Genomic DNA, 18,619 nt, shown 5'->3' with positions numbered 1-18,619 from the left:
GTTGTGTTCCGAACATAAAGTTTGACCGTTATCCACGTTGTTCGTCCCGCCTTTATCAAGAGGTATCTTGTGGTCAGCGTGTATTTCTACTCCATCTTCTATTCCTCTTCCACAAACGACGCATCTATAGTTATCTCGTTTAAATATTTTTTCTTTCACTTCTGGCGGAAATTCATTCAGTTCTCTCTTATTAGTCAGGTTAGGATCGTATTTATAAACGCCTTTCCTCACTTTTATAAGAATTCCTTCTTGATACAATCTTCGAATTTCGCGCCAAGGATCCCTGGGCTTTTTATTGTACAATTTTAGATATTCCTTCTCTACCCAGTCCACTACCGGCCCATGGCGTAGTTCTTTTCTCGGGTGTTTTTTGAAATATTCAAGAATAAGATCCGAAATAGTTTTACGTGATTTTTCCCCCATTGTATTTATTTCCTATATTTCCAAAGTAAGTTGCTGAATTCTTGCTTCATTTACGAGTCTTTTCTTAGCAATTTCACAATACTCTTTGTCAATTTCTATTCCAATCCCTTTCCGTTTTGTCAAAGCACAAGCTATTAAAGTTGTTCCACTACCCAGGAAAGGATCTAGGACAATATCGCCTCTAAAAGTAAAAAGTTTTATACAGCGTTTTGGAAGTTCAATAGGAAAAGGTGCAGGATGGCCTACTCGCTTTTTACTTTCTCCCATAAAGCTCCATACCCCGTTTGTCCATTCGACGAATTCTTCCTTCGTGATATCTGATTCCCTCCCATTAGATGGTTTTTTCCATCTTTTTTTATAGAGAACCACAATCATTTCCACAGGTGCAATCACATAAGGAGCCGAAGCACTGAGCCAGGAACCCCAGGCAGTTCTTCTTGAGATGTTTTGTTCATTCCACACAATAGTAGAGTGGTATTTCCAACCGATTCTTTTCGCAATTGTGACAACATCAGCATAAACACTCTGCTGCCCGCCCTTATTCTTGTCTAAAGGGATGTTTAAACAAAGTCTTCCGACATCTTTTGATAATTTATACGCTTTTTCAAGCCATTTTTCTGTAAAATCTAGATAATCAACATAGGAAATCCTATCGTTGTAAGAGTGGTAACAGACCTCAATATTATAAGGGGGAGAAGTTACTATCAAATCTATGGTATTTTCTTTTAGTAAATTAGTATTTAAAAAATCATCATTATATATTAGAACATCCTCAGTTTGAAAGAAAAGTCTATCCCCCTTTTCCATCTTTTTAATTAAACCTCCTGTAGATATTATAGATTAAAGCCTTTCAAGGTATCAAGCTGTTTACTCACATTTGGTATAGCCGCAGGCACGGCAGGTAACACACCCTTCGGCGAACTCAAGCATTCCCCCGCATTCAGGACAGGTTGGCGGAGTGCCTGTCTTTTTCTTCTTGAGCTTGACCTTAGCCATCTCCTCCGGTCTTCCCTTCCCCTCTAAATAGCGCTCAAGTGCCCGGGAGATGGCATCGGCACAGGAGAGGACCATCTCTCCATTGGACCAAAGAGGCTGGGGACAGCGTATTCCCCGTAGTTGTTCGATTATCGCCCTTATGTCCACCCCGGAGCGAAGGGCAAGGGAGACGAGCCTTCCCACCGCCTCGTTTTGGGAAGCGGGACATCCTCCTGATTTTCCCATTGAGGCGAATATCTCGCAGGGTCCCTCTTCATCCTCGTTTATGGTTACATAGAGGTTTCCGCATCCGGTGGTTATCTTCTGGGTTACCCCCCGGGTAACATAGGGTCTTTCCCGGGGGAGGAGCCTTTTTCTCCTCGTCTTTTCTTCCTCCGATCTTTTGGTGGTGAGCACCTGCTCCTCTTTGCTCCGGTCGCGATAGATGGTTATCCCCTTTACCCCCTTTTTGTAAGCTAAGAGATATGCCCGCTCCACATCCTCGATGGTAGCGGTATGGGGGAAGTTTATTGTTTTGGAGACCGCATTATCTGTATGTTTTTGGAAGGCAGCTTGCATCTCCACATGCCATTCCGGGCTTATCTCATGGGCGGTGACGAAGATCCGCCTCACATCGTCGGGAACTTGGGGGAGATCGGCGATAGTCCCTGTTTCCGCTATCTTCTCCATCAGTTCCTCAGAGAAAAATCCCCGCTTCCGGGCGATCTCCTCAAATAGGGGATGAACCTCCACCATCCGCTCCCCGCCCAATATGTTCTTCCTGATGTAGGAAATGGCGAAGATAGGCTCGATACCGCTTGAAGTGCCGGCGATGATGCTTATCGTCCCGGTAGGGGCAATGGTGGTAGTGGTGGCGTTTCTTATCGGTTCTTTGTCTTTGTAAATGCTTTTTCCTATGTTGGGGAACGGTCCGCGCTCCCTGGCGAGTTCTTGGGATGCCTTCTTCGATTCCTCGTCGATGAAGCCCATCACCTTTTCCGCCAAGGCGATCGCCTCTTTGGAGTTGTAAGGGATACCGAGTTTTATTAAGAGATCCGCCCAGCCCATCACCCCGAGCCCTATCTTCCGGTTCCCCCTGGTCATCTCCTCGATCTCCTTTAAGGGGAATCTGCTCGCATCTATCACATCGTCGAGGAAGCGGACCGCGAGATGAACCGTTTTTCTTAGCTTTTCGTAATCGATCGTCGTTTTCCCCTTCTCCTCCTTTACCATCCGGGCGAGGTTTATCGAGCCGAGGTTGCAGGACTCAAAGGGGAGAAGTGGCTGTTCCCCGCAGGGATTGGTGCTCTCGATCTCGCCGAGCTCCGGGGTGGGGTTGTCCCGGTTTATCCGATCGATGAAGATTATCCCCGGGTCCCCGGTCCTCCACGCCATCTCCACGATCTTCCTGAAGACCTCTTTCGCCTTTAGCCTCTTTACCTCCTTTTTCGTCCGCGGGTTTACCAGGGGATATTCCTTATCCGCCAATACCGCCTTCATAAATGACTCCGTCACTGCCACCGAGATATTGAAGTTGTTGAGCCTCCCCGATTCCGCCTTGGCGGTGATGAACTCGAGGATGTCGGGATGGTCCACCCGGAGGATGCCCATATTCGCACCTCGTCTCGTGCCCCCCTGTTTTATTGTCTCGGTAGCAGCATCGCGAACGGTCATAAAGGAGATGGGACCACTCGATACCCCCTGGGTGCTCTTCACATAGTCGTTCTTGGGACGGATCCGAGAGAAGGAAAAGCCAGTCCCCCCACCGCTTTTGTGGATTAAGGCGGTATGTTTTATCGCATCGAATATCGACTCCATTGAGTCGTCCACCGGAAGAACGAAGCAGGCGGAGAGTTGCTGAAGCTCCCTTCCGGCGTTCATCAGGGTAGGGGAATTGGGGAGGAATTCGAGATTATACATAAGGTCGAAGAAGATTTTAGCGATTTCCCTTACATCGGCTGAAGGGTCGTAGCGTTTCTCCACCGAGGCGATGTTCTCCGCCACCCGGTGGAACATCTCTCGAGGCGTCTCGATAGGATACCCCTTGGCGTCGCGCCTTAGGTACCTTCGGGCGAGCACCCGAAGGGCGTTTGGGGTGAACCTCTTCATCTCGTCGGAAGAAAGACCCGCCTTCCCCCGGAAGAGGGATTCCGTCTCCTTTTTCGTTTTTTCCTTTATATCGAGAGTACGACCCATTATCCTCCTCCCCCCTTTTCTACGATATCTTCAATTTTCTGCTTAAGACCAACCCTTTGCGGGCTAATTCTTAGTGTAGAGGAGTTTTCTCCCCTTGTCAAGGGGGAAATACTATATGTTGTATTTTATTTTCATATTACCGCGATAACTTGTATTAGAAGAGGGGAAGGAGTTTATTTACCAAAGCCGGGAATCATCGTCTTTTCCACGGTTAGCCCTTGCCTGCTTGGAGAGAAGGCGAGAATGGAGAGCTTCTTCGTGAGGAGAAATCGGGAGAGTTCCTCCTTCTTATCTCGTTCGACAAAAAAGAGTATTGCCCCGCCACCACCTGCGCCCATCACCTTGGCGCTTGCCCCCATCCTCTTCGCTTCGACGACTATCTCGTTTATCCTTTTGGGAAGGGCTTTCCCGGGAAGAGAAGATCTGAGTTCGAACTCGGCGGTAAATAGCTTGGGGATCGCTTTATAATCGCCCTTTTTCAGCGCCCGGTACATCTCCCGCGATATATTCCTTAGTTCATCCAGGATGGTTTTTATTTCGTTTTTTCCTTCGATCCTTTGTTTTACTACCCTCCAGTTGGGAGAGCCGGAGAAATGGGAAACCCCGGAATAGGCTAAGAGGAGGCGTGCCGGTAGAGCCGAAGGGAGAGGAAGTTTTTCCCTCTCCGGTCCTTCAGGACCGAGGTGGATGGCGGAAAGACCACCGAAGGTGGCGGGAAAGTAGTCCTGACATCCGGTAGGGACCCTGATCACCCTCGCCTCGAGGTTCATCGCCAGCCTTATTCTTCCTTCAGGGGTCATCCTCTTGCCCGATACCGCTTCAAGGGCAGCAAGAAGGGCGATGAGGAGGCTCGACGAGCTACCAAGACCGGAGCCCTCAGGTGTATCCGAGTGGGTGGTAATGGTGAGCCCCGACTTCGGCTTCATATGCTTAACTGCCTGAACCAGGAGATCGAGCGAGGTCTCGTCCGGAAGGAAATCCACCCCCTCTGCTTCAAGCCTTTCCCCTTTATCCTTTGATATGATTATTATCCTTCCGTCCCTTCTTTTTTCCACCTCGACCGAGGTGGCAAGCGATATGGCGAGGTTGATGGTGATCGAGCCCGGATGGAGTAGATAGAGGGGCCAGATATCGAGGGTACCACCCGCAAGGTCGATCCTCGTTGGCGCCTTAGCCCTTATCTTCATCCCTAATCCTTTATCTTCAGGACGAATACATTGTTCTTATTAAAGAGAATGGTCGTCCCCTCGTTCAGGAACATCGTGAACTTTATCTTGTCGAACCGATTGAACTGGAAGTGAAGGGGAAAATAGCGATCGAGCCGAGCCGTCTCCTGCTGGCTGAAGAGGAGGTAGCGTATCCCCATCTCTTTTAGTTTTTCCCCTATCTCCTTTGTGCCGTTCGCCTCCCGCACGATCTTGCTTAGAGGATGGGTGTTATATGCGCTTACGCAGATGAAGGGATGATTGAGATAGTAACTCCTCGTCTCACCGATGAAGAGGACCTTTCCCTCCTTGGGTAGCTTCTCGTCGATATAGCGCATCGCCGGGTAGGAAGAGACAGCTCGCTCCAGGTAGTGAGCTTCATCCTCGAGCCCGATGATATACGGTATGGGATCGAATACCCTGGTGTGTGAGGAAAGGAAGAGCGGTATCCCCAGGATCATCGTTCCGATCAAGAGGAGGCGGAGAAAGGGAGTGATCCTCCCAAAGTGGTAGCTCATCACCGCCGAAAGCTGAGAGGCGAGCACCAGAGAGAGAGCAGCAAAGGCAGGAAGGGCGAATCGCGTCTGCTGGAAGGAGAAGATCCAGATGGCGAAATAACCACCCGCATAAAGGACGAGGAGCGGTGAGATCCAATTCTTCCTGAGATAGAGAAAGATGAGAAGGGGGAGGAAGATGAGGAATACGAGGCCGGGATTTGCCCCAATGGTGCCAAACCTCTCTGGATGTAAGGTGAGGTCAAAGGGGAGAAGAAGTATCGATAGAGGGCTTCCTGCTGATATCACCTTGTTCCTCGTGGTGTTCAATAGCTGTTTCTCGTGGGCAGGGCTCCAGTTTTTTCCGCCGAAATAGGAGGTTCCGGCGGGGAAGATTGGGTTGCCGGTATGGATATAATTTCTCACCAGCCAAGGGGAAAAGACCACGATGGCTACCACCATGAAGATGAAAAGATGAATCAGCCCTCGGTGGAATCTATCCCGGCGAGTGCTCTTTATCAGCACCATTGCTCCGCCCAAGCCCAGGGTATAGAGGACAGCAGTATATTTGGTGCCGAGCGAGAGCCCGGCAAGGATACCGACAAGGATGAGAAGAGATCGCCCACCCTTCTCCCACCAGATGAGGAGCACCAGGAGGAAGAGGAGGGTATAGAGGAGAAAACCGAGGTCGGAGGTAGGAACAGCGAGTAGCTGAATAAAGGCGGGGCTCGAAGCGAGGATGGCGCTTCCTATAATGGGTGTTGGTGGTTTGAAGAACCTTCTTCCGATGGCATAAAGGGTGAAGATGGCGAAAGCCCCTATGAGATAGTTTACCAGCTTGCCCGCAATACCACCTTTAACCAATAGTGCCAGAGTATATAACATCTGAATCAATAGGGGATAGTTCGATGTGGCAGTATAGGGGAGATAGCCGATCCTGCCCTGGAGGATGTACTGATGAGGCACCCCGAAGTGATAGTCAAGAACATCGTAGAACTTGGGAGGAGAGAGGGCGAGGAAGAAACCGAGAATGAAGACAGAAACCACCACCACCCGCATTACCCACTGGAAGGTGGTGACCCGTTCTTTTTCCTTTTTCTCCTCGAGTTTTATCTCCCTTTTAAGGAAGGAGAGGATCTCCGGGAAATTTAAGGCTATACCCAAGCCGAGAAGTAAGTAGAGGATTAAGGGTGATAGAAAGCCTATAGATCCGAGAAGCAGTACGATGTAAGAGCACACTCCCAAGCCGATCCCCACTGAGATAACCGTTTCCTCGATCAGGCTGAAGGAGCAATGAAAAGAGAGCAATCTGAAGATGAACCTTCCTATAAGATAGGCGGAGAGGAAGATCGCCGTCGCGGTAAAAAGGGATGTAAGGCTTACAAAGATTATCTTGAGCGAAGGGATGAGGAAGAGAAGGAGGAAGAATAGTATAAGTGACCAGGAAAGAAGAGAGAACTCGACGAGATTCCGTTTGAGAGATGTTTTAGTTCCCATTTAGTTCTCCTTGAGGTAATTTGGTGGTGGAAGGAGGCGGATAAGTCGGAAATCGGGTGAGAATTCCGCCTCCGGGATCAAGACAAATCGATGGATGAACCCCTCAAATATCTCTTTGGTTATCCTATGGCTTTTTAAGAATGCCCGTCTTGCCGGGCAATCATCGATCACCTCGGAAAGGAGGAAAACCCGTTTCCCCGCGGCGAGCTTCCCCCGGAGCAGATTCTCGAATCGAGATAGCGCCTTTTCATCTCCCTTCCCCACCAGCCAATCGAGGATGATTACCTCCCGTTCTGCAAAGTAGGGAATGTATATCTTACCATAATTGAAGCCGATCCCGGGATATCCAAGGATCACCACCACATCGCTCGGCTTGGTTTTTTCTTTTACAAACAAAGCTTTCTGATAATTGAGGTTATTTTCTGCTTTTGTTCGCGGCTTTATCCCATAGGTGAAGTTTATTAAGAAGAGAAGACCGATGAAGAGGGAAAATAGGGCTATCCCTCGCCGAAAACTTAGGCTCTTTAGAAGTTCCCTTCCCCCGAAGGAGAGGATGATGGTAAATGGAATGAGGATAGCAATGAAGAACTCGAGAGCGCCCACATCCCAGAAGGAGAAGAAAACGAGATAGGAGGAGAACCAGATTAGGCTGGCGATGAATATCTTCTCCTTTTTTCTTATCCTCAAGAGGGGAAGAAGGAAGAGGAGGAAGGCGAAAAGGAGAAAGAGATAGCGGACAATTTGGGATAAGAGAGGAAGCGATTTTTCAGGATAGAGCTTAGAAGTCACCACCGCTTCGCCCAGGGTTTTAAGGGAGATCCAGGGATTTATCGGCGAGGCACTCCAACGGTTTATTGTGGTTCCTGGCATCTGGTTTGCCGCTGCTCCCAAGAACCAGGATAGAGTAGCGCTCAGATTGGGGAAACCCTTCGACATAATGACGATACCGTAAGCAGAGGCTGGCAGTAACAGCGCAGGTCCTATGAAACAGAGGTATGATTTTGGCTCTCTTTTCTTCAAGAGATAGAGACAGGCAGGAAGAAGAAGGAAGTTAGTGATATGAGCAAGAACGCTTAGCCCAAAAAGAATACCAGCGAGAAGCAAGAGCGGGGCTGATTTTTTCTCGAGGGCAGTAATGAAGGAGAGAAAGGTGGCGGTGAGGAAAAAGCAAGAGATGATATAGACCTCTGCCTCAAGGCTGAAGAGATAATACCCGAAGGAGAAGGCGAGAACGAGGAGGAAGAAGAAACGAATCATCGGGGGGTGGCCCAATTTCTTTAGAAGGCTGAGGGATAGGATCAATCCAAAAAGACCAAAGAGGGTGCTCATAAGCTCGAGGGCGAAGATGGTCACTGGTTCATAGGAGAGGAGTTCAAGTGCCCGGTAGAAGAGATGGGCGAGCGGTTGATAGAGGAGGTGATGGGGATGAACTACCCGTATCAAATCCCCGGTGGCGGTGCTGTAGCGGAGATAAAGAGCGAATACCGTACCGTCGAAGTTGTAAGCCTGGGATCTCGTCCCTAAGTAAATGAGGGTGATAACAGCGATGGCAGCGGCGGTATAAAGACGCCATCTCTCCTGTGAAAGGTTTATTTCCTCTTTAGCCATTAGGAGTTAATGATAACTTTTTCCCTTCTTCATTGTCAATAAGAGAGGAAGCCCGGCTTATAAAAACGGATTAAGCCGAACCTCCCCTAAGACTACTTCCCTTCAGAGAGGAGGAACTTTCGAAGGTATTTCATCGGCGGTGAGCCATAGGAGATGAGCCTTTCATTAAACTCCTTTACCTTGAAGGAAACCCCGACCTTCTTTTTATACTCCTCCCTCAGCTTTAGCACCTCCTTTACTCCATAGAAATAGGTGGAGAGCTGAGCCGAGGTAAGGGAGGCACGAACCCATTTGCCCTCTGCTTCTGCCTTTTCCTGAAACGCCTCATCCACCATATAGCGGATAGCTTCCTCCTTGCTCATCCCCCGAAGGTGAACGCCCTGATCGATTATTGAGTTGACGATCGTCCGGAGATACCATTTGAGCTGGATGAGGTGCATCCGGGGATCATTCGCCATATATCCGTTTTCTATCATCATCCGTTCAGCATAGACCGCCCATCCCTCGATCATCGCCCCGTTGCCGAGAACCTTCCGCACCATTGAGGGGCATCGTTTGTTATAGTAGCCCTGGACGAAGTGTCCTGGAAGCGCCTCGTGGATGATGAGCTCCCGAAGAGCGTAGTTGTTGTACTCTCTGAGGTAGGATTCCACCTGTTCTTTTGTCCAATCATCGGGTATCGGTTGGACATCGAAGAAGGAGGCGACCTTTGCTTTTTCTAATGGTCCGCTGCTTTCCATCCCGGCAATCGCCACCCCCCGCATAAATTTCGGTGTTGCCCTGATTATAAGGGGCTGGTTGGGATCGAGGGTGATGAGGTCCTTCTCCTTTATGAATGCCTCAATACCGGTGGCGAACTCCCTTACTTTGGCTATTAATTCCTCCTTTTTAGGATGGTTCTTTGCGATCTGGGCAAGGACCGCCCGGATGACCTCTTTTTTGACCTTTGGGCTGATCTTCTCGGGGAGCTTCTTCTCCGGGAAATATCCCTTGTAAAGGGGCAGGGCGATATCGAACATCTCCTCCTGAACCTTCGCCACCTCGTGTTTGGCAGAGGAGAGGAGGGCATCAGGGTCGACATCTTCGCCCAGGGTGTAACGGAGTTTTTTCCGATAAAGGGGTTCTCCTAATCTAAAGTCCTTATCCGCCTTCTTTAGAAGGTTTTCCTCTAAGTACTTTCCAAAGGAGATGATGGCGTGCCTTGCCATCCGGGAGGCGTCGTTTACTTTCTTCTGGACATCTGGCGATGCCTTCTTGGCGAGCTCGGGGATGACCGTGGTCACCAATTCAAGATTTCCTTGGTTTTGTTTTATCGCCACCTCGGTGTGCACCTTAGGGGCGGTGGTCAGGGTGCTCTTTGCATGCTCGAGAAACAAGGGGAGTTTTTTTATTCGGGAGGCGGCATTTATCAGCCGTTCATCGAGCGGAGCGAAATCACGGCTTATGAGCTCCATCAATGAATTGCCGACAAGCCCGGTGTAGGTAAGGGGGTTCCAGGTTGCTTCTCTCAGTTCTTTCAGGGAGAAAAGCCTTCCCTCCACCTGATCCTTTAATATCTCGTAGTCGATCCTACTTTCGAGGGAAAGGTTGTCTTTGTCTAACCCTTCAAGCTTCTTCTTTACCTCTTCGAGCCAGGCTATTTCTTTCTTGATGCTTTCGGGAGAGATGTCCTCGAGCTCAGCGTCATATTTATGGACCCCACACCAGGTTGCAAATGATGGATGTAGCTTGAAGTACTCCTCGAAAAAGCCTTTAACGATGGAGTTGAACTCTTTTTCTACCTTTCTTTTCTTACAGCCGATGGAGGAGAAAAGAAGAAGGAGACACATAGCGACGAGAAGGAGTGTTATACCCTTCTTTTTAATCATTTTTTTCTCCTTCTTTGTTGGATTGAAGCTATTTTTATTATAGCATACCCTACCTTCTACGACCATAATATTTTGGTTGAACATCGCTTCGCCCCCTGTTAAAATAAAAAACAGCCATAAAGGGAGGAGGATAACGACAATGAGGTGCCCCTATTGTGGTACGGAGAATGAAGAGGGGCAGGTCCTCTGCAAGAAATGCGGGATGATGATGGAGCTTAACCCCACCGATACTCCGGCAGGGGAGGGTGGCGGGGAGACGAAAGGCTCTGTCTATCCCATTGAAGAGAAGATGAAGGAGAAGGGGATGCCCACCGGGGCTAAGGAGAGCGATTGGCGAGAGGAACTACGGCGAAGGGTAGAGGAGATAAGGAGGAAGCGCGAGTTTGAAAAGACCCTTGGTCCTGAGTGGCAGGAGTTCAAGATCAAACGGGCAAAGGAGGAAGCGGCCAAGATAGCCTCTACGCCTTCTGAGGAAATTAAGGAGAAGAAGGAAAAGGAGGAGACGAAGAAGGAAGAAATACTTCCTCCCCTTCCTCCACTTTCCTTTGAGGACAAACAGGAAGAAAAAAAAGAGGAGCCAAAGGCGGAGGGGAAAGAAGGTGAACTTCCTTCTTTCTTAGAAGCTACTATAACTCAAGAGGTTAAGCCGAAGCCCTCCCCAAAGGATGACTATCGTCCATTAGATACCTACCAGCCAATAGGGGAGATGGAGAAGGTAGGGGAAGAAGTTGACGAATCATTCGCCTCCGCTCCCCTTCCTGAGGAGGTGGCCGAAGGAGAACGCGATCTCATAATTCGGGGGAAGATAGTTGCCTCCATCATCGATTTCATCATCAGCTCTTCTTTATTTGCGGGTGCCTTCTATGGGGTGGTGAGGCTTACCTCCGTTCCTCCCCTGGAACTCTTTACTAAGTTGCCCCTACCTCTTTCTGCCCTTTATCTCCTTATTAATATGGTCTATTCGGTGTTCTTTGTCTCTGCCTCGGGCCAGACCATTGGAAGGATGATAGCTGGAATCAGGGTTGTGTCCGAAGACTATGACCGGGTGAGCTTCTTCCGTGCCTTTCTTCGCTGGTTTGGCGGGCTAATCTCCTCGCTTCCCCTCCTTCTTGGCCATCTTTTTACTCTATCCGATCCTGAAGCTCGGGGAATACCGGATAAGCTCGCCTCCACCAGGGTAGAGCTTTTAATTAGATAGTTTCCCCTTCCTTAGTTTTCACTTCGACGATGTTCTTCTGATATCTGAGAGAGCGCTAATGGCGGAAGTGGCGAATCCCGGTAAGCACCATCGCCATCCCATGCTCATCGGCAGCGGCAATGACCTCCTCGTCCCTTATTGACCCCCCGGGTTGGACTATAGCGGTTGCTCCAGCCTGATGGGCGGCATCCACCCCGTCCCTGAAAGGAAAGAAGGCATCGGAGGCGAGGACCGTGCCTTCAAGGGGAAGCCGAGCTTTTTCCGCTGCCAGCTTTACCGAATCCACCCGGCTCATCTGCCCTGCACCTATTCCCACTGTCTGCTTCTCGTTGGCGAAGACGATGGCGTTCGACTTTATGTGCTTTACCACCCGCCAGGCGAAATAGAGGGCTTTCATCTCCTTCTCGGTCGGTTTCCTCTTGGTCACCACTTGGAGCTTCTCCTCGTCCCAGGTGAGCTCATCCCGGTCCTGAACCAGAAGTCCTCCGACGAGCCTTTTGTAGTCCTTATCTCCCTTCAGATCGAGGTCATCCATTGGTAATCTGAGGAGCCGGAGGTTTTTCTTCTTGCTGAAGATGGCTCGCGCCTCCTCGGTTATTTCTGGAGCGATCACCCCCTCAACGAAGGTGGAGGTGATCTCAACCGCGAGTTTCTCGTCGACCTTCCGGTTGAAGGCGATGATGCTCCCGAAGGCAGAGACCGGATCGCACTCCCGTGCCCTCCGGTAAGCGGTGAGGATATCATCACCGATGGCGACACCACAGGGGTTGGTATGTTTGATGATAACCGCCACCGGCTCGGTGAACTCCCGGGCGAGGAGGAGTGCCGCCTCGAAATCGGCCAGGTTGTTGTACGATAGCTCCTTCCCCTGGAGTTTCTCCGCCTTTACCACCGAGTAGGGAGGTGTTTCTCCTCGCTCGATGTATAAGGCAGCTCGCTGGTGCGGGTTCTCCCCGTAGCGGAGGCTTTGCTTGAGGCTGAGGCTTAGCCTCAAGGTGTGGGGGAAGGATGGCTTTTCACCAAGTTTAACCTTCCCCTCCTCAATCTTGATCCGTTCCATCGTTTCCGCGATCAGGGCATCGTAGTCAGCGGTGTAGTTGAACGCCTTCTGAGCCAGTTTGAGCCTCGTTTCTATATCGATAAATCCATCCTCCTTCTTCAGCGTTTCGAGGATCGGCTGATAATCCCCGGGATCGACTATCACCACCACATCCTCAAAGTTCTTTGCGCCTGCCCGGATCAAGCTTACCCCACCGATATCGATATTCTCCAAGAGTTCCTCTAAGGTGGCTTCTCTCTTTTTCGCTACCTCGGCAAAAGGATAGAGGTTGACCACGATCATATCGATTTCAGCTATTCCCTCCTTTTCGAGCTCAGCAAGGTGGGAGTCTTCACTCCTTTTTGCCAGTATTCCTCCGAATATCCTCGGATGAAGCGTTTTTACCCTACCACCGAGGATCTCAGGGAAGGAGGTTATCTTAGAAACCTCGGTAAGGGAAATACCGGCATCCTTTAGGAGCTTTGCGGTTCCGCCGGTGGCAATCAACTCTATCCCGAGGTTTGAGAGCCCTTTAGCAAACTCGATGATTTCGTTTTTGTTGGCTACGCTTATGATTGCTCGTTTTATCCTTCTCATCTTCTTCTCCCTTCCTCGAGAGCCGATTATATCAGTTATTCCCTAATGGAGCAATTGAGTTCTTTCCTTTCGGTTGAGTTAGTTTTCCCGCTATGTTATCATCGATGATGGTATTGCGATCGTTTGGAGGGAACGGAGGGATTATTCGGTTTGAAGGTAGCACTCATTCACGATTGGCTCACCGGAATGCGGGGTGGGGAGCGGGTGCTCGAGGTTTTCTGTGAACTCTTTCCCGATGCCAAGATTTTCACCTTGCTTTATATCGCGGGTAGGCTCACCCCGAGGATCGAGGGGATGGAGATAGAGACCTCGTTCATAGATCGTCTCCCTTTTTCCTCAAGGATCTACCGCCATTATCTCCCCCTTTTTCCGGCGGCGGTGGAGCTCTTCGATCTCAGGGGGTACGATCTAATAATAAGTATCAGCCACTGCGTAGCCAAGGGGATTATCTCTCCCCCTTCCTCCCTTCATATCTGCTACTGCCTTACTCCAATGAGGTATGCCTGGGACCAGTACCATCACTATTTCGGAGAGGATAGACTTGGTTTTTTCTCCCGGAAGATCGTTCCTCTGTTTATGAACTACTTGAGGACTTGGGATGTCGCCTCGAGCAGGCGGGTGGATCTGTTTGTCGCCTCTTCGAAGAATGTCAAAAGGAGAATAAGGAAATACTACCGCAGGGAGGCAGAGGTGATCCATCCCCCGGTCGATACCGATTTTTTTACCCCTGGGGGGGAGGATGGTGGTTATTTCCTTCTTGTCTCCGCCCTTGTCCCCTATAAGCGGGTTGACTTAGCGGTCGCCACCTTCAATCAACTTGGTCTTCCACTTCTTATAGTGGGTGAGGGACCGGAATCCCGTCGTCTTAGAAAGATGGCTAAGGAGAACATCCGCTTCTTGGGCAGGGTGTCCGATGAGAAGCTGAGGGAGCTTTACCGGGGATGTCGGGCACTCATCTTCCCCGCGGAGGAGGATTTCGGCATTGCTCCCCTCGAGGCACAAGCCTGTGGTCGTCCAGTGATTGCTTATGGAAAGGGTGGGGTACTCGAGACAGTGATCCCCGAGGAAACGGGCGTCCTTTTCCCTGAGCAGAGTGTTCCCGCTATGGTGTCTGCAGTTGACAAATTTCAGCGGTTAGGATTTAATAAAGAAGTTATAAGGAAGAACGCTCTCCGTTTCTCTCCTGAGAGGTTTAAGGAGGGGATTTCTACTTTCATCAAAGAGGGGTGGGAGCGTCATTTAAAGGAAGGGGAGAAATAATGCGGCGCCAGCCTTCCTGGATAAAGATTGGGTTATTGGCCGGCGATCTTTTGATCACAAATTTTGCTTTTATCGCCTCTTATTTTATCCGTTTTCGTCTGTTTCCAGTATGGAAGGGAGTTCCTCCCTTCTCGCAGTATCTCAGATTCCTACCTTTGATCTCGATCATTTTACCTCTGATATTCTTCTATCAGGGGCTTTATAAACCTCGAAGGGAGAGGACCAAGATAGCTGATATTTTCGGCATCGCTATTGGAGTGATCGCCTCAGTGGTGATTATGCTTGGCTTGCTCCTTTATTATCGTATTTATTACCAGTACCAGCCCGAGGTTGCTCCTCGCTATGAGATATCACAGCTCGTCTTGGCGATATTCTTGGTGCTCGATATTTCCTTCCTTTATCTCTTCCGTCGAGCGGTCCGTCGTCATTTGGAGGAAGCTTGGCGTAAGGGGCTTTACCTCCAGCGGGTGGTTATCGCCGGTGCTGGTGATTTGGGTAGAGCCCTTGCGGACAGGATACTCGTCCACGATGAACTTGGGTTGAAAGTGATCGGGTTCCTCGATGATGATCCGAAGAAACAAGCTACTTCCTATCACAATATCCCGGTTTTGGGAGAGTTGGCTAAATTTTCCCAGTTGGTCAAAAAGCACCAGATAGATAAGCTTTATGTGGCTTTGCCCCTTCGAGCCCATGAGAAGACACTTACTCTGATAAAGGAAGCATACAAGGAAGGGATCGATGTCTATCTCATCCCCGATCTCTTGGAGTTTATTGCCTTAAAGGCGGAGATGGAGGAGTTAGGAGGGCTTCCAGTAATAAACCTCTGTTCCATTCCCCTCGGAGGATGGAAAAGCCTTATCAAACGGGCGATGGATATCGTGATCGCCATCTTTGGGCTTATTATTATGCTGGTTCTTCTTCCCCTAATTGCCATCGCCATAAAGATCGATTCCGAGGGTCCAGTGTTCTACAAGCAGAAGCGGATGGGACTTGACGGGAGGGTATTTACCCTGTATAAATTCCGTTCGATGTATAAGGATGCGGAGCGAGAGACCGGTCCTGTTTGGGCGAAGGAGAACGATCCTCGATGTACCCGGGTGGGGCGGTTCTTACGGAGATATAGCCTCGATGAGCTTCCCCAATTCTACAATGTCCTGAAGGGAGATATGAGCGTGGTGGGACCACGACCGGAAAGGCCCGAGTTCGTCACTGATTTCAAGGAAAGAATACCGCAATATATGTTGCGGCACAAGGTTAAGTCGGGGATAACCGGTTGGGCTCAGGTGAATGGGTGGCGAGGGAATACTTCCCTTAAGAAGAGGATAGAGCATGATATCTATTACATTGAGAACTGGTCGCTCACCTTCGACCTGAAGATCATCTGGTTGACCTTTTTACACCTTTTCCGTCAGAGGAATGCTTATTGACTTTGAGGAAGAAAGCGATGGAAGGTAAAACTGTTCTTATAACCGGGGGAGCGGGATTTCTTGGGTCCCATCTCGCCGAGTTTCTCCTTAAGAAGGGGTATCGGGTCATCTGTATGGACAATCTTATTACCGGCTCACTCGATAACATCTCTCATCTTGAAGGGAAGGAGAACTTCCTTTTTATAAAGCATGATGTGACCAAAGAGATAAGGATCGAGGAGGATATCCATTACATCCTCCACTTCGCTTCTCCCGCCTCCCCCCTCGATTACCTGGAGCTTCCCATTCAAACCCTTAAGGTTGGGTCATTGGGCACCCACAACACCTTGGGGCTTGCCAAGAAGAAGAGAGCGGTTTTCCTCCTTGCCTCCACCTCCGAGGTGTATGGGGACCCACTGGTCCATCCCCAGCCGGAGAGCTACTGGGGAAATGTCAACCCAATTGGACCTCGAGGCGTTTACGATGAGGCAAAGAGGTTCGCTGAAGCCCTTACTATGGCTTATCATCGAGTGCACAAGATAGATACCAAGATCGCCCGCATCTTCAATACCTATGGTCCCAGGATGAGGACCCACGATGGACGGGCGATACCAAATTTCATCACCCAGGCACTCAAAGGGGAGGAGATCACCGTGTTCGGTGATGGAAGTCAGACCCGTAGTTTCTGCTATATCTCTGATATGGTGGAGGGCATCTATCGGTTGATGTTTTCCGATTACAATCTGCCGGTGAACTTGGGAAATCCCAATGAGATGAGTATCCTCGATCTCGCCAAGGTGATCATCAAGTTGACGAAGACGAAGAGCAAGATCCGCTTCCTTCCCTTACCTCAGGACGATCCCAAGGTCCGTCAGCCGGATATCTCCACCGCCAGAAAGGAGCTCGGCTGGGAACCGAAGGTCCCCTTGGAGAAGGGGCTTAAGGAGACGATAAAGTACTTTCGCTCGGTGCTCGATAGATGAAGAAGCGGTTCAAGGTGATCGGCATACTCGGGGGGATGGGACCGCAGGCGACCATCGACCTCTATCAGGCGATCATCAACAAGACCCCTGCCACCCGCGATCAGGAACACATCCCCACTATAATCTTCAGTTATCCTCAGGTACCGGATAGGACCGAGGCGATAGTCGGAGAAGGGGAAAGCCCTGTCCCCTATCTCATCGAAGGGGCAAGGCTCCTTGAGCGAGCAGGGGCTGATTTCATCCTTATCCCCTGTAATACCGCCCATCATTTCCTCCCCGAGGTGGAAAAAGAGGTGGCGATCCCCATCGTCAATATGATCATCGAGACGAGGGATTACATCCTTAGGGAGAAGCCGGGTATAAAGAGGGTAGGTCTTCTCGCCACCACCGGGACGATAAGAGCCAAAGTGTATCACCGCGTTTTTGAGGAGAAGGGGATCGAGATCCTCACCCCGAACGAACGCTCCCAGGAGGAGCTGGTGATGCGGGCGATATACCAATATGTGAAGAAGAGCGGTGATATCCCTCCAGCAAAGAAGTTACTTATCGAGGCAGGAAGGAAGCTCATCGCCTTAGGCAGTGAGGTTATAATAATGGGCTGTACCGAGGTACCGTTAGCCCTCGAGCCTCAGGATCTTCCCGTTCTACTCGTCGATCCCAAGGAGGTGATCGCCGAGCTGGCGGTGAGGATGGCGCTTTCCCCTTAGAGCCTCGGTAGGTTATTGAGCAGTTCAGAAAGGTCGTTTTCCGTATTGTAGAAGTGAGGGGAAACCCTAACTACTCCGCCCCTTCCTGAAACCACCACCTTGTGCTCGAAGAGAAGTGAGACTATCTCCTCGCTCCTATGCTTTGGGCTTTTGAAGGAGACGATGCCCGACTTCTCCCCCTCGCCCCGGGGGCTTACCACCTGGTAGCCTCGCTCCATAAGCTCTGCTACCAGCCAATCGGTGAGCCTTATTATCTTTTTCTCTATCCTCTCTATCCCCGCTTCGAGGAGGATCTCGAGCGAAGCGGAAAGGCCAGCGATCCCCACCCGGTTTGGGGTTCCGCATTCGAATCGTCGGGCGTTATTGTGAAGTTTCATCTCGAAGGAGGAGAAGTTGAAATAGTCCTCCACACTCATCCAACCCACTAAGCGGACCTTGATCTTATCGAGGGCTCTTTTTGCACAGTAGAATATCCCGATTCCCTCGGGACCGAGCAGCCACTTATGGGCATCGGCGGAGAGGAAATCGATCGGTGTCTCAGAGAGATCGAGCTTGAGCGCCCCTAAACCCTGGATGGCGTCCACCGCGAGGAGGATACCCTTCTCCCGACAGAGCTTCGATATCTCTGCCAAGGGAGCGCGGAAGCCGTTTTGGTATTGAACGAAGCTGATGGCGACGAGCCTGGTCCGGGGGTCGATAGCCCGGGCGATGTCATCGACGGTGATCCTCTCCCCAGGGAGAAACCGAACCTCTACCCCCTTATCCTCCAGATTCATCCAGGGATAGCGATTGGCGGGAAATTCCATCCTTGGAACGACGATATTATCCCCCTCCTCCCAATCTATCCCCTGGGCTACGAAGTTGAGCCCCTCTGAGGTGTTCTTGACGAAGGCGATCTCCGAGGAGGAGGCATTCAGCAGTTTGGCGGCGAGTGCCCTTGTTTTCTCCACCATCTCTTCCCATTTTCTCCAGTTGACCGCGCCATTGAGGTTTGCCTCCTCGAGATGCTTCTCCATCCTCTCTCTCGCTCTGGTGGGAAGGGGGGATACCGCTGCGTGGTTGAAGTAGTACCACCGAGCTATTACCGGGAATTCCCGTCTAAAGAGGTATAACTCATCCATTTCTTCACCTTCTTGCCTTTTTTCGGTTTATTAATTATATTG

14 protein-coding genes are annotated in these 18,619 nt (G+C 50.2%); 5 read left to right on the top strand and 9 right to left on the bottom strand.

All coding sequences use genetic code 11. From position 1 onward, the window contains the following. The 7 genes from J7L64_07840 to J7L64_07810 form a co-directional block, all read right to left on the bottom strand. Positions 1 to 423: HNH endonuclease (locus tag J7L64_07840; GenBank protein ID MCD6452253.1), on the bottom strand; the 423-nt coding region annotated here is incomplete at its 3' end. 12 nt (positions 424 to 435) lie between these two features. Further along, positions 436 to 1,230, bottom strand: a complete 795-nt coding sequence (locus J7L64_07835) for a site-specific DNA-methyltransferase (protein ID MCD6452252.1) — start codon at positions 1,228 to 1,230, stop codon at positions 436 to 438. Between the two features lie 60 nt (positions 1,231 to 1,290). After that, the gene (locus J7L64_07830; GenBank protein MCD6452251.1) at positions 1,291 to 3,507 is read right to left on the bottom strand and encodes a vitamin B12-dependent ribonucleotide reductase; all 2,217 of its coding nucleotides are present in this window, start codon (positions 3,505 to 3,507) and stop codon (positions 1,291 to 1,293) included. Between the two features lie 260 nt (positions 3,508 to 3,767). Further along, positions 3,768 to 4,781, bottom strand: coding sequence for a hypothetical protein (locus J7L64_07825; protein ID MCD6452250.1), 1,014 nt, complete (start codon positions 4,779 to 4,781; stop codon positions 3,768 to 3,770). A 2-nt stretch (positions 4,782 to 4,783) separates the two neighbouring features. Beyond that, a complete protein-coding gene (locus J7L64_07820) occupies positions 4,784 to 6,790 on the bottom strand; it encodes a glycosyltransferase family 39 protein (protein ID MCD6452249.1) in 2,007 nt (668 codons plus the stop codon). Then, complete coding sequence (locus tag J7L64_07815) at positions 6,791 to 8,398, bottom strand: glycosyltransferase family 39 protein (GenBank protein MCD6452248.1); 1,608 nt, start codon at positions 8,396 to 8,398, stop codon at positions 6,791 to 6,793. Positions 8,399 to 8,490: 92 nt separating this feature from the next. Then, the gene (locus tag J7L64_07810; protein MCD6452247.1) at positions 8,491 to 10,266 is read right to left on the bottom strand and encodes a DUF885 domain-containing protein; all 1,776 of its coding nucleotides are present in this window, start codon (positions 10,264 to 10,266) and stop codon (positions 8,491 to 8,493) included. Between the two features lie 139 nt (positions 10,267 to 10,405). Between J7L64_07810 and J7L64_07805 the strand changes: the two genes are divergently transcribed. Beyond that, complete coding sequence (locus J7L64_07805; protein ID MCD6452246.1) at positions 10,406 to 11,464, top strand: RDD family protein; 1,059 nt, start codon at positions 10,406 to 10,408, stop codon at positions 11,462 to 11,464. A 55-nt stretch (positions 11,465 to 11,519) separates the two neighbouring features. Here the strand turns inward: J7L64_07805 and purH are convergent, their stop codons facing one another. Further along, positions 11,520 to 13,100 carry a bifunctional phosphoribosylaminoimidazolecarboxamide formyltransferase/IMP cyclohydrolase gene (purH, locus tag J7L64_07800; protein MCD6452245.1) on the bottom strand — a complete coding sequence of 527 codons (1,581 nt, stop codon included), beginning with the start codon at positions 13,098 to 13,100 and terminating at the stop codon, positions 11,520 to 11,522. Between the two features lie 150 nt (positions 13,101 to 13,250). On the opposite strand from purH, the gene J7L64_07795 reads away from it, so the two are divergent. The 4 genes from J7L64_07795 to J7L64_07780 are packed head-to-tail and all read left to right on the top strand — an operon-like array spanning position 13,251 to position 17,456. Then, positions 13,251 to 14,360, top strand: a complete 1,110-nt coding sequence (locus tag J7L64_07795) for a glycosyltransferase (GenBank protein ID MCD6452244.1) — start codon at positions 13,251 to 13,253, stop codon at positions 14,358 to 14,360. Next, positions 14,360 to 15,787, top strand: coding sequence for an undecaprenyl-phosphate glucose phosphotransferase (locus tag J7L64_07790; GenBank protein MCD6452243.1), 1,428 nt, complete (start codon positions 14,360 to 14,362; stop codon positions 15,785 to 15,787). Before J7L64_07795 ends, J7L64_07790 begins: the two co-directional genes overlap by 1 nt. Positions 15,788 to 15,804: 17 nt before the next feature. Then, positions 15,805 to 16,749, top strand: coding sequence for an SDR family oxidoreductase (locus J7L64_07785; protein MCD6452242.1), 945 nt, complete (start codon positions 15,805 to 15,807; stop codon positions 16,747 to 16,749). After that, on the top strand, positions 16,746 to 17,456 hold the full coding sequence (locus J7L64_07780) for an amino acid racemase (GenBank protein ID MCD6452241.1): 711 nt from the start codon (positions 16,746 to 16,748) through the stop codon (positions 17,454 to 17,456). Before J7L64_07785 ends, J7L64_07780 begins: the two co-directional genes overlap by 4 nt. Here the strand turns inward: J7L64_07780 and J7L64_07775 are convergent. Continuing rightward, the gene (locus tag J7L64_07775) at positions 17,453 to 18,577 is read right to left on the bottom strand and encodes an aminotransferase class V-fold PLP-dependent enzyme (protein ID MCD6452240.1); all 1,125 of its coding nucleotides are present in this window, start codon (positions 18,575 to 18,577) and stop codon (positions 17,453 to 17,455) included. The genes J7L64_07780 and J7L64_07775 overlap by 4 nt on opposite strands. Positions 18,578 to 18,619: the final 42 nt, after the last annotated feature.

It is taken from the genome of Acidobacteriota bacterium (genome assembly GCA_021161905.1).
Taxonomy (GTDB): domain Bacteria; phylum Acidobacteriota; class B3-B38; order Guanabaribacteriales; family JAGGZT01; genus JAGGZT01.
The sequence above is the reverse complement of the archived record's forward strand: the minus strand, read 5'-3'. Positions and strand labels throughout refer to the sequence as shown.

Bases quoted from the DNA above. Each gene is read 5' to 3' on its own strand.
- J7L64_07835 (MCD6452252.1), bottom strand. From the start codon at position 1,230: ATGGAAAAGGGGGATAGACTTTTCTTTCAAACTGAGGATGTTCTAATA.
- J7L64_07830 (MCD6452251.1), bottom strand. From the start codon at position 3,507: ATGAAGAGGTTCACCCCAAACGCCCTTCGGGTGCTCGCCCGAAGGTAC.
- J7L64_07825 (MCD6452250.1), bottom strand. From the start codon at position 4,781: ATGAAGATAAGGGCTAAGGCGCCAACGAGGATCGACCTTGCGGGTGGT.
- J7L64_07820 (MCD6452249.1), bottom strand. From the start codon at position 6,790: ATGGGAACTAAAACATCTCTCAAACGGAATCTCGTCGAGTTCTCTCTT.
- J7L64_07815 (MCD6452248.1), bottom strand. From the start codon at position 8,398: ATGGCTAAAGAGGAAATAAACCTTTCACAGGAGAGATGGCGTCTTTAT.
- J7L64_07810 (MCD6452247.1), bottom strand. From the start codon at position 10,266: ATGATTAAAAAGAAGGGTATAACACTCCTTCTCGTCGCTATGTGTCTC.
- J7L64_07805 (MCD6452246.1), top strand. From the start codon at position 10,406: ATGAGGTGCCCCTATTGTGGTACGGAGAATGAAGAGGGGCAGGTCCTC.
- purH (MCD6452245.1), bottom strand. From the start codon at position 13,100: ATGAGAAGGATAAAACGAGCAATCATAAGCGTAGCCAACAAAAACGAA.
- J7L64_07790 (MCD6452243.1), top strand. From the start codon at position 14,360: ATGCGGCGCCAGCCTTCCTGGATAAAGATTGGGTTATTGGCCGGCGAT.
- J7L64_07785 (MCD6452242.1), top strand. From the start codon at position 15,805: ATGGAAGGTAAAACTGTTCTTATAACCGGGGGAGCGGGATTTCTTGGG.
- J7L64_07780 (MCD6452241.1), top strand. From the start codon at position 16,746: ATGAAGAAGCGGTTCAAGGTGATCGGCATACTCGGGGGGATGGGACCG.
- J7L64_07775 (MCD6452240.1), bottom strand. From the start codon at position 18,577: ATGGATGAGTTATACCTCTTTAGACGGGAATTCCCGGTAATAGCTCGG.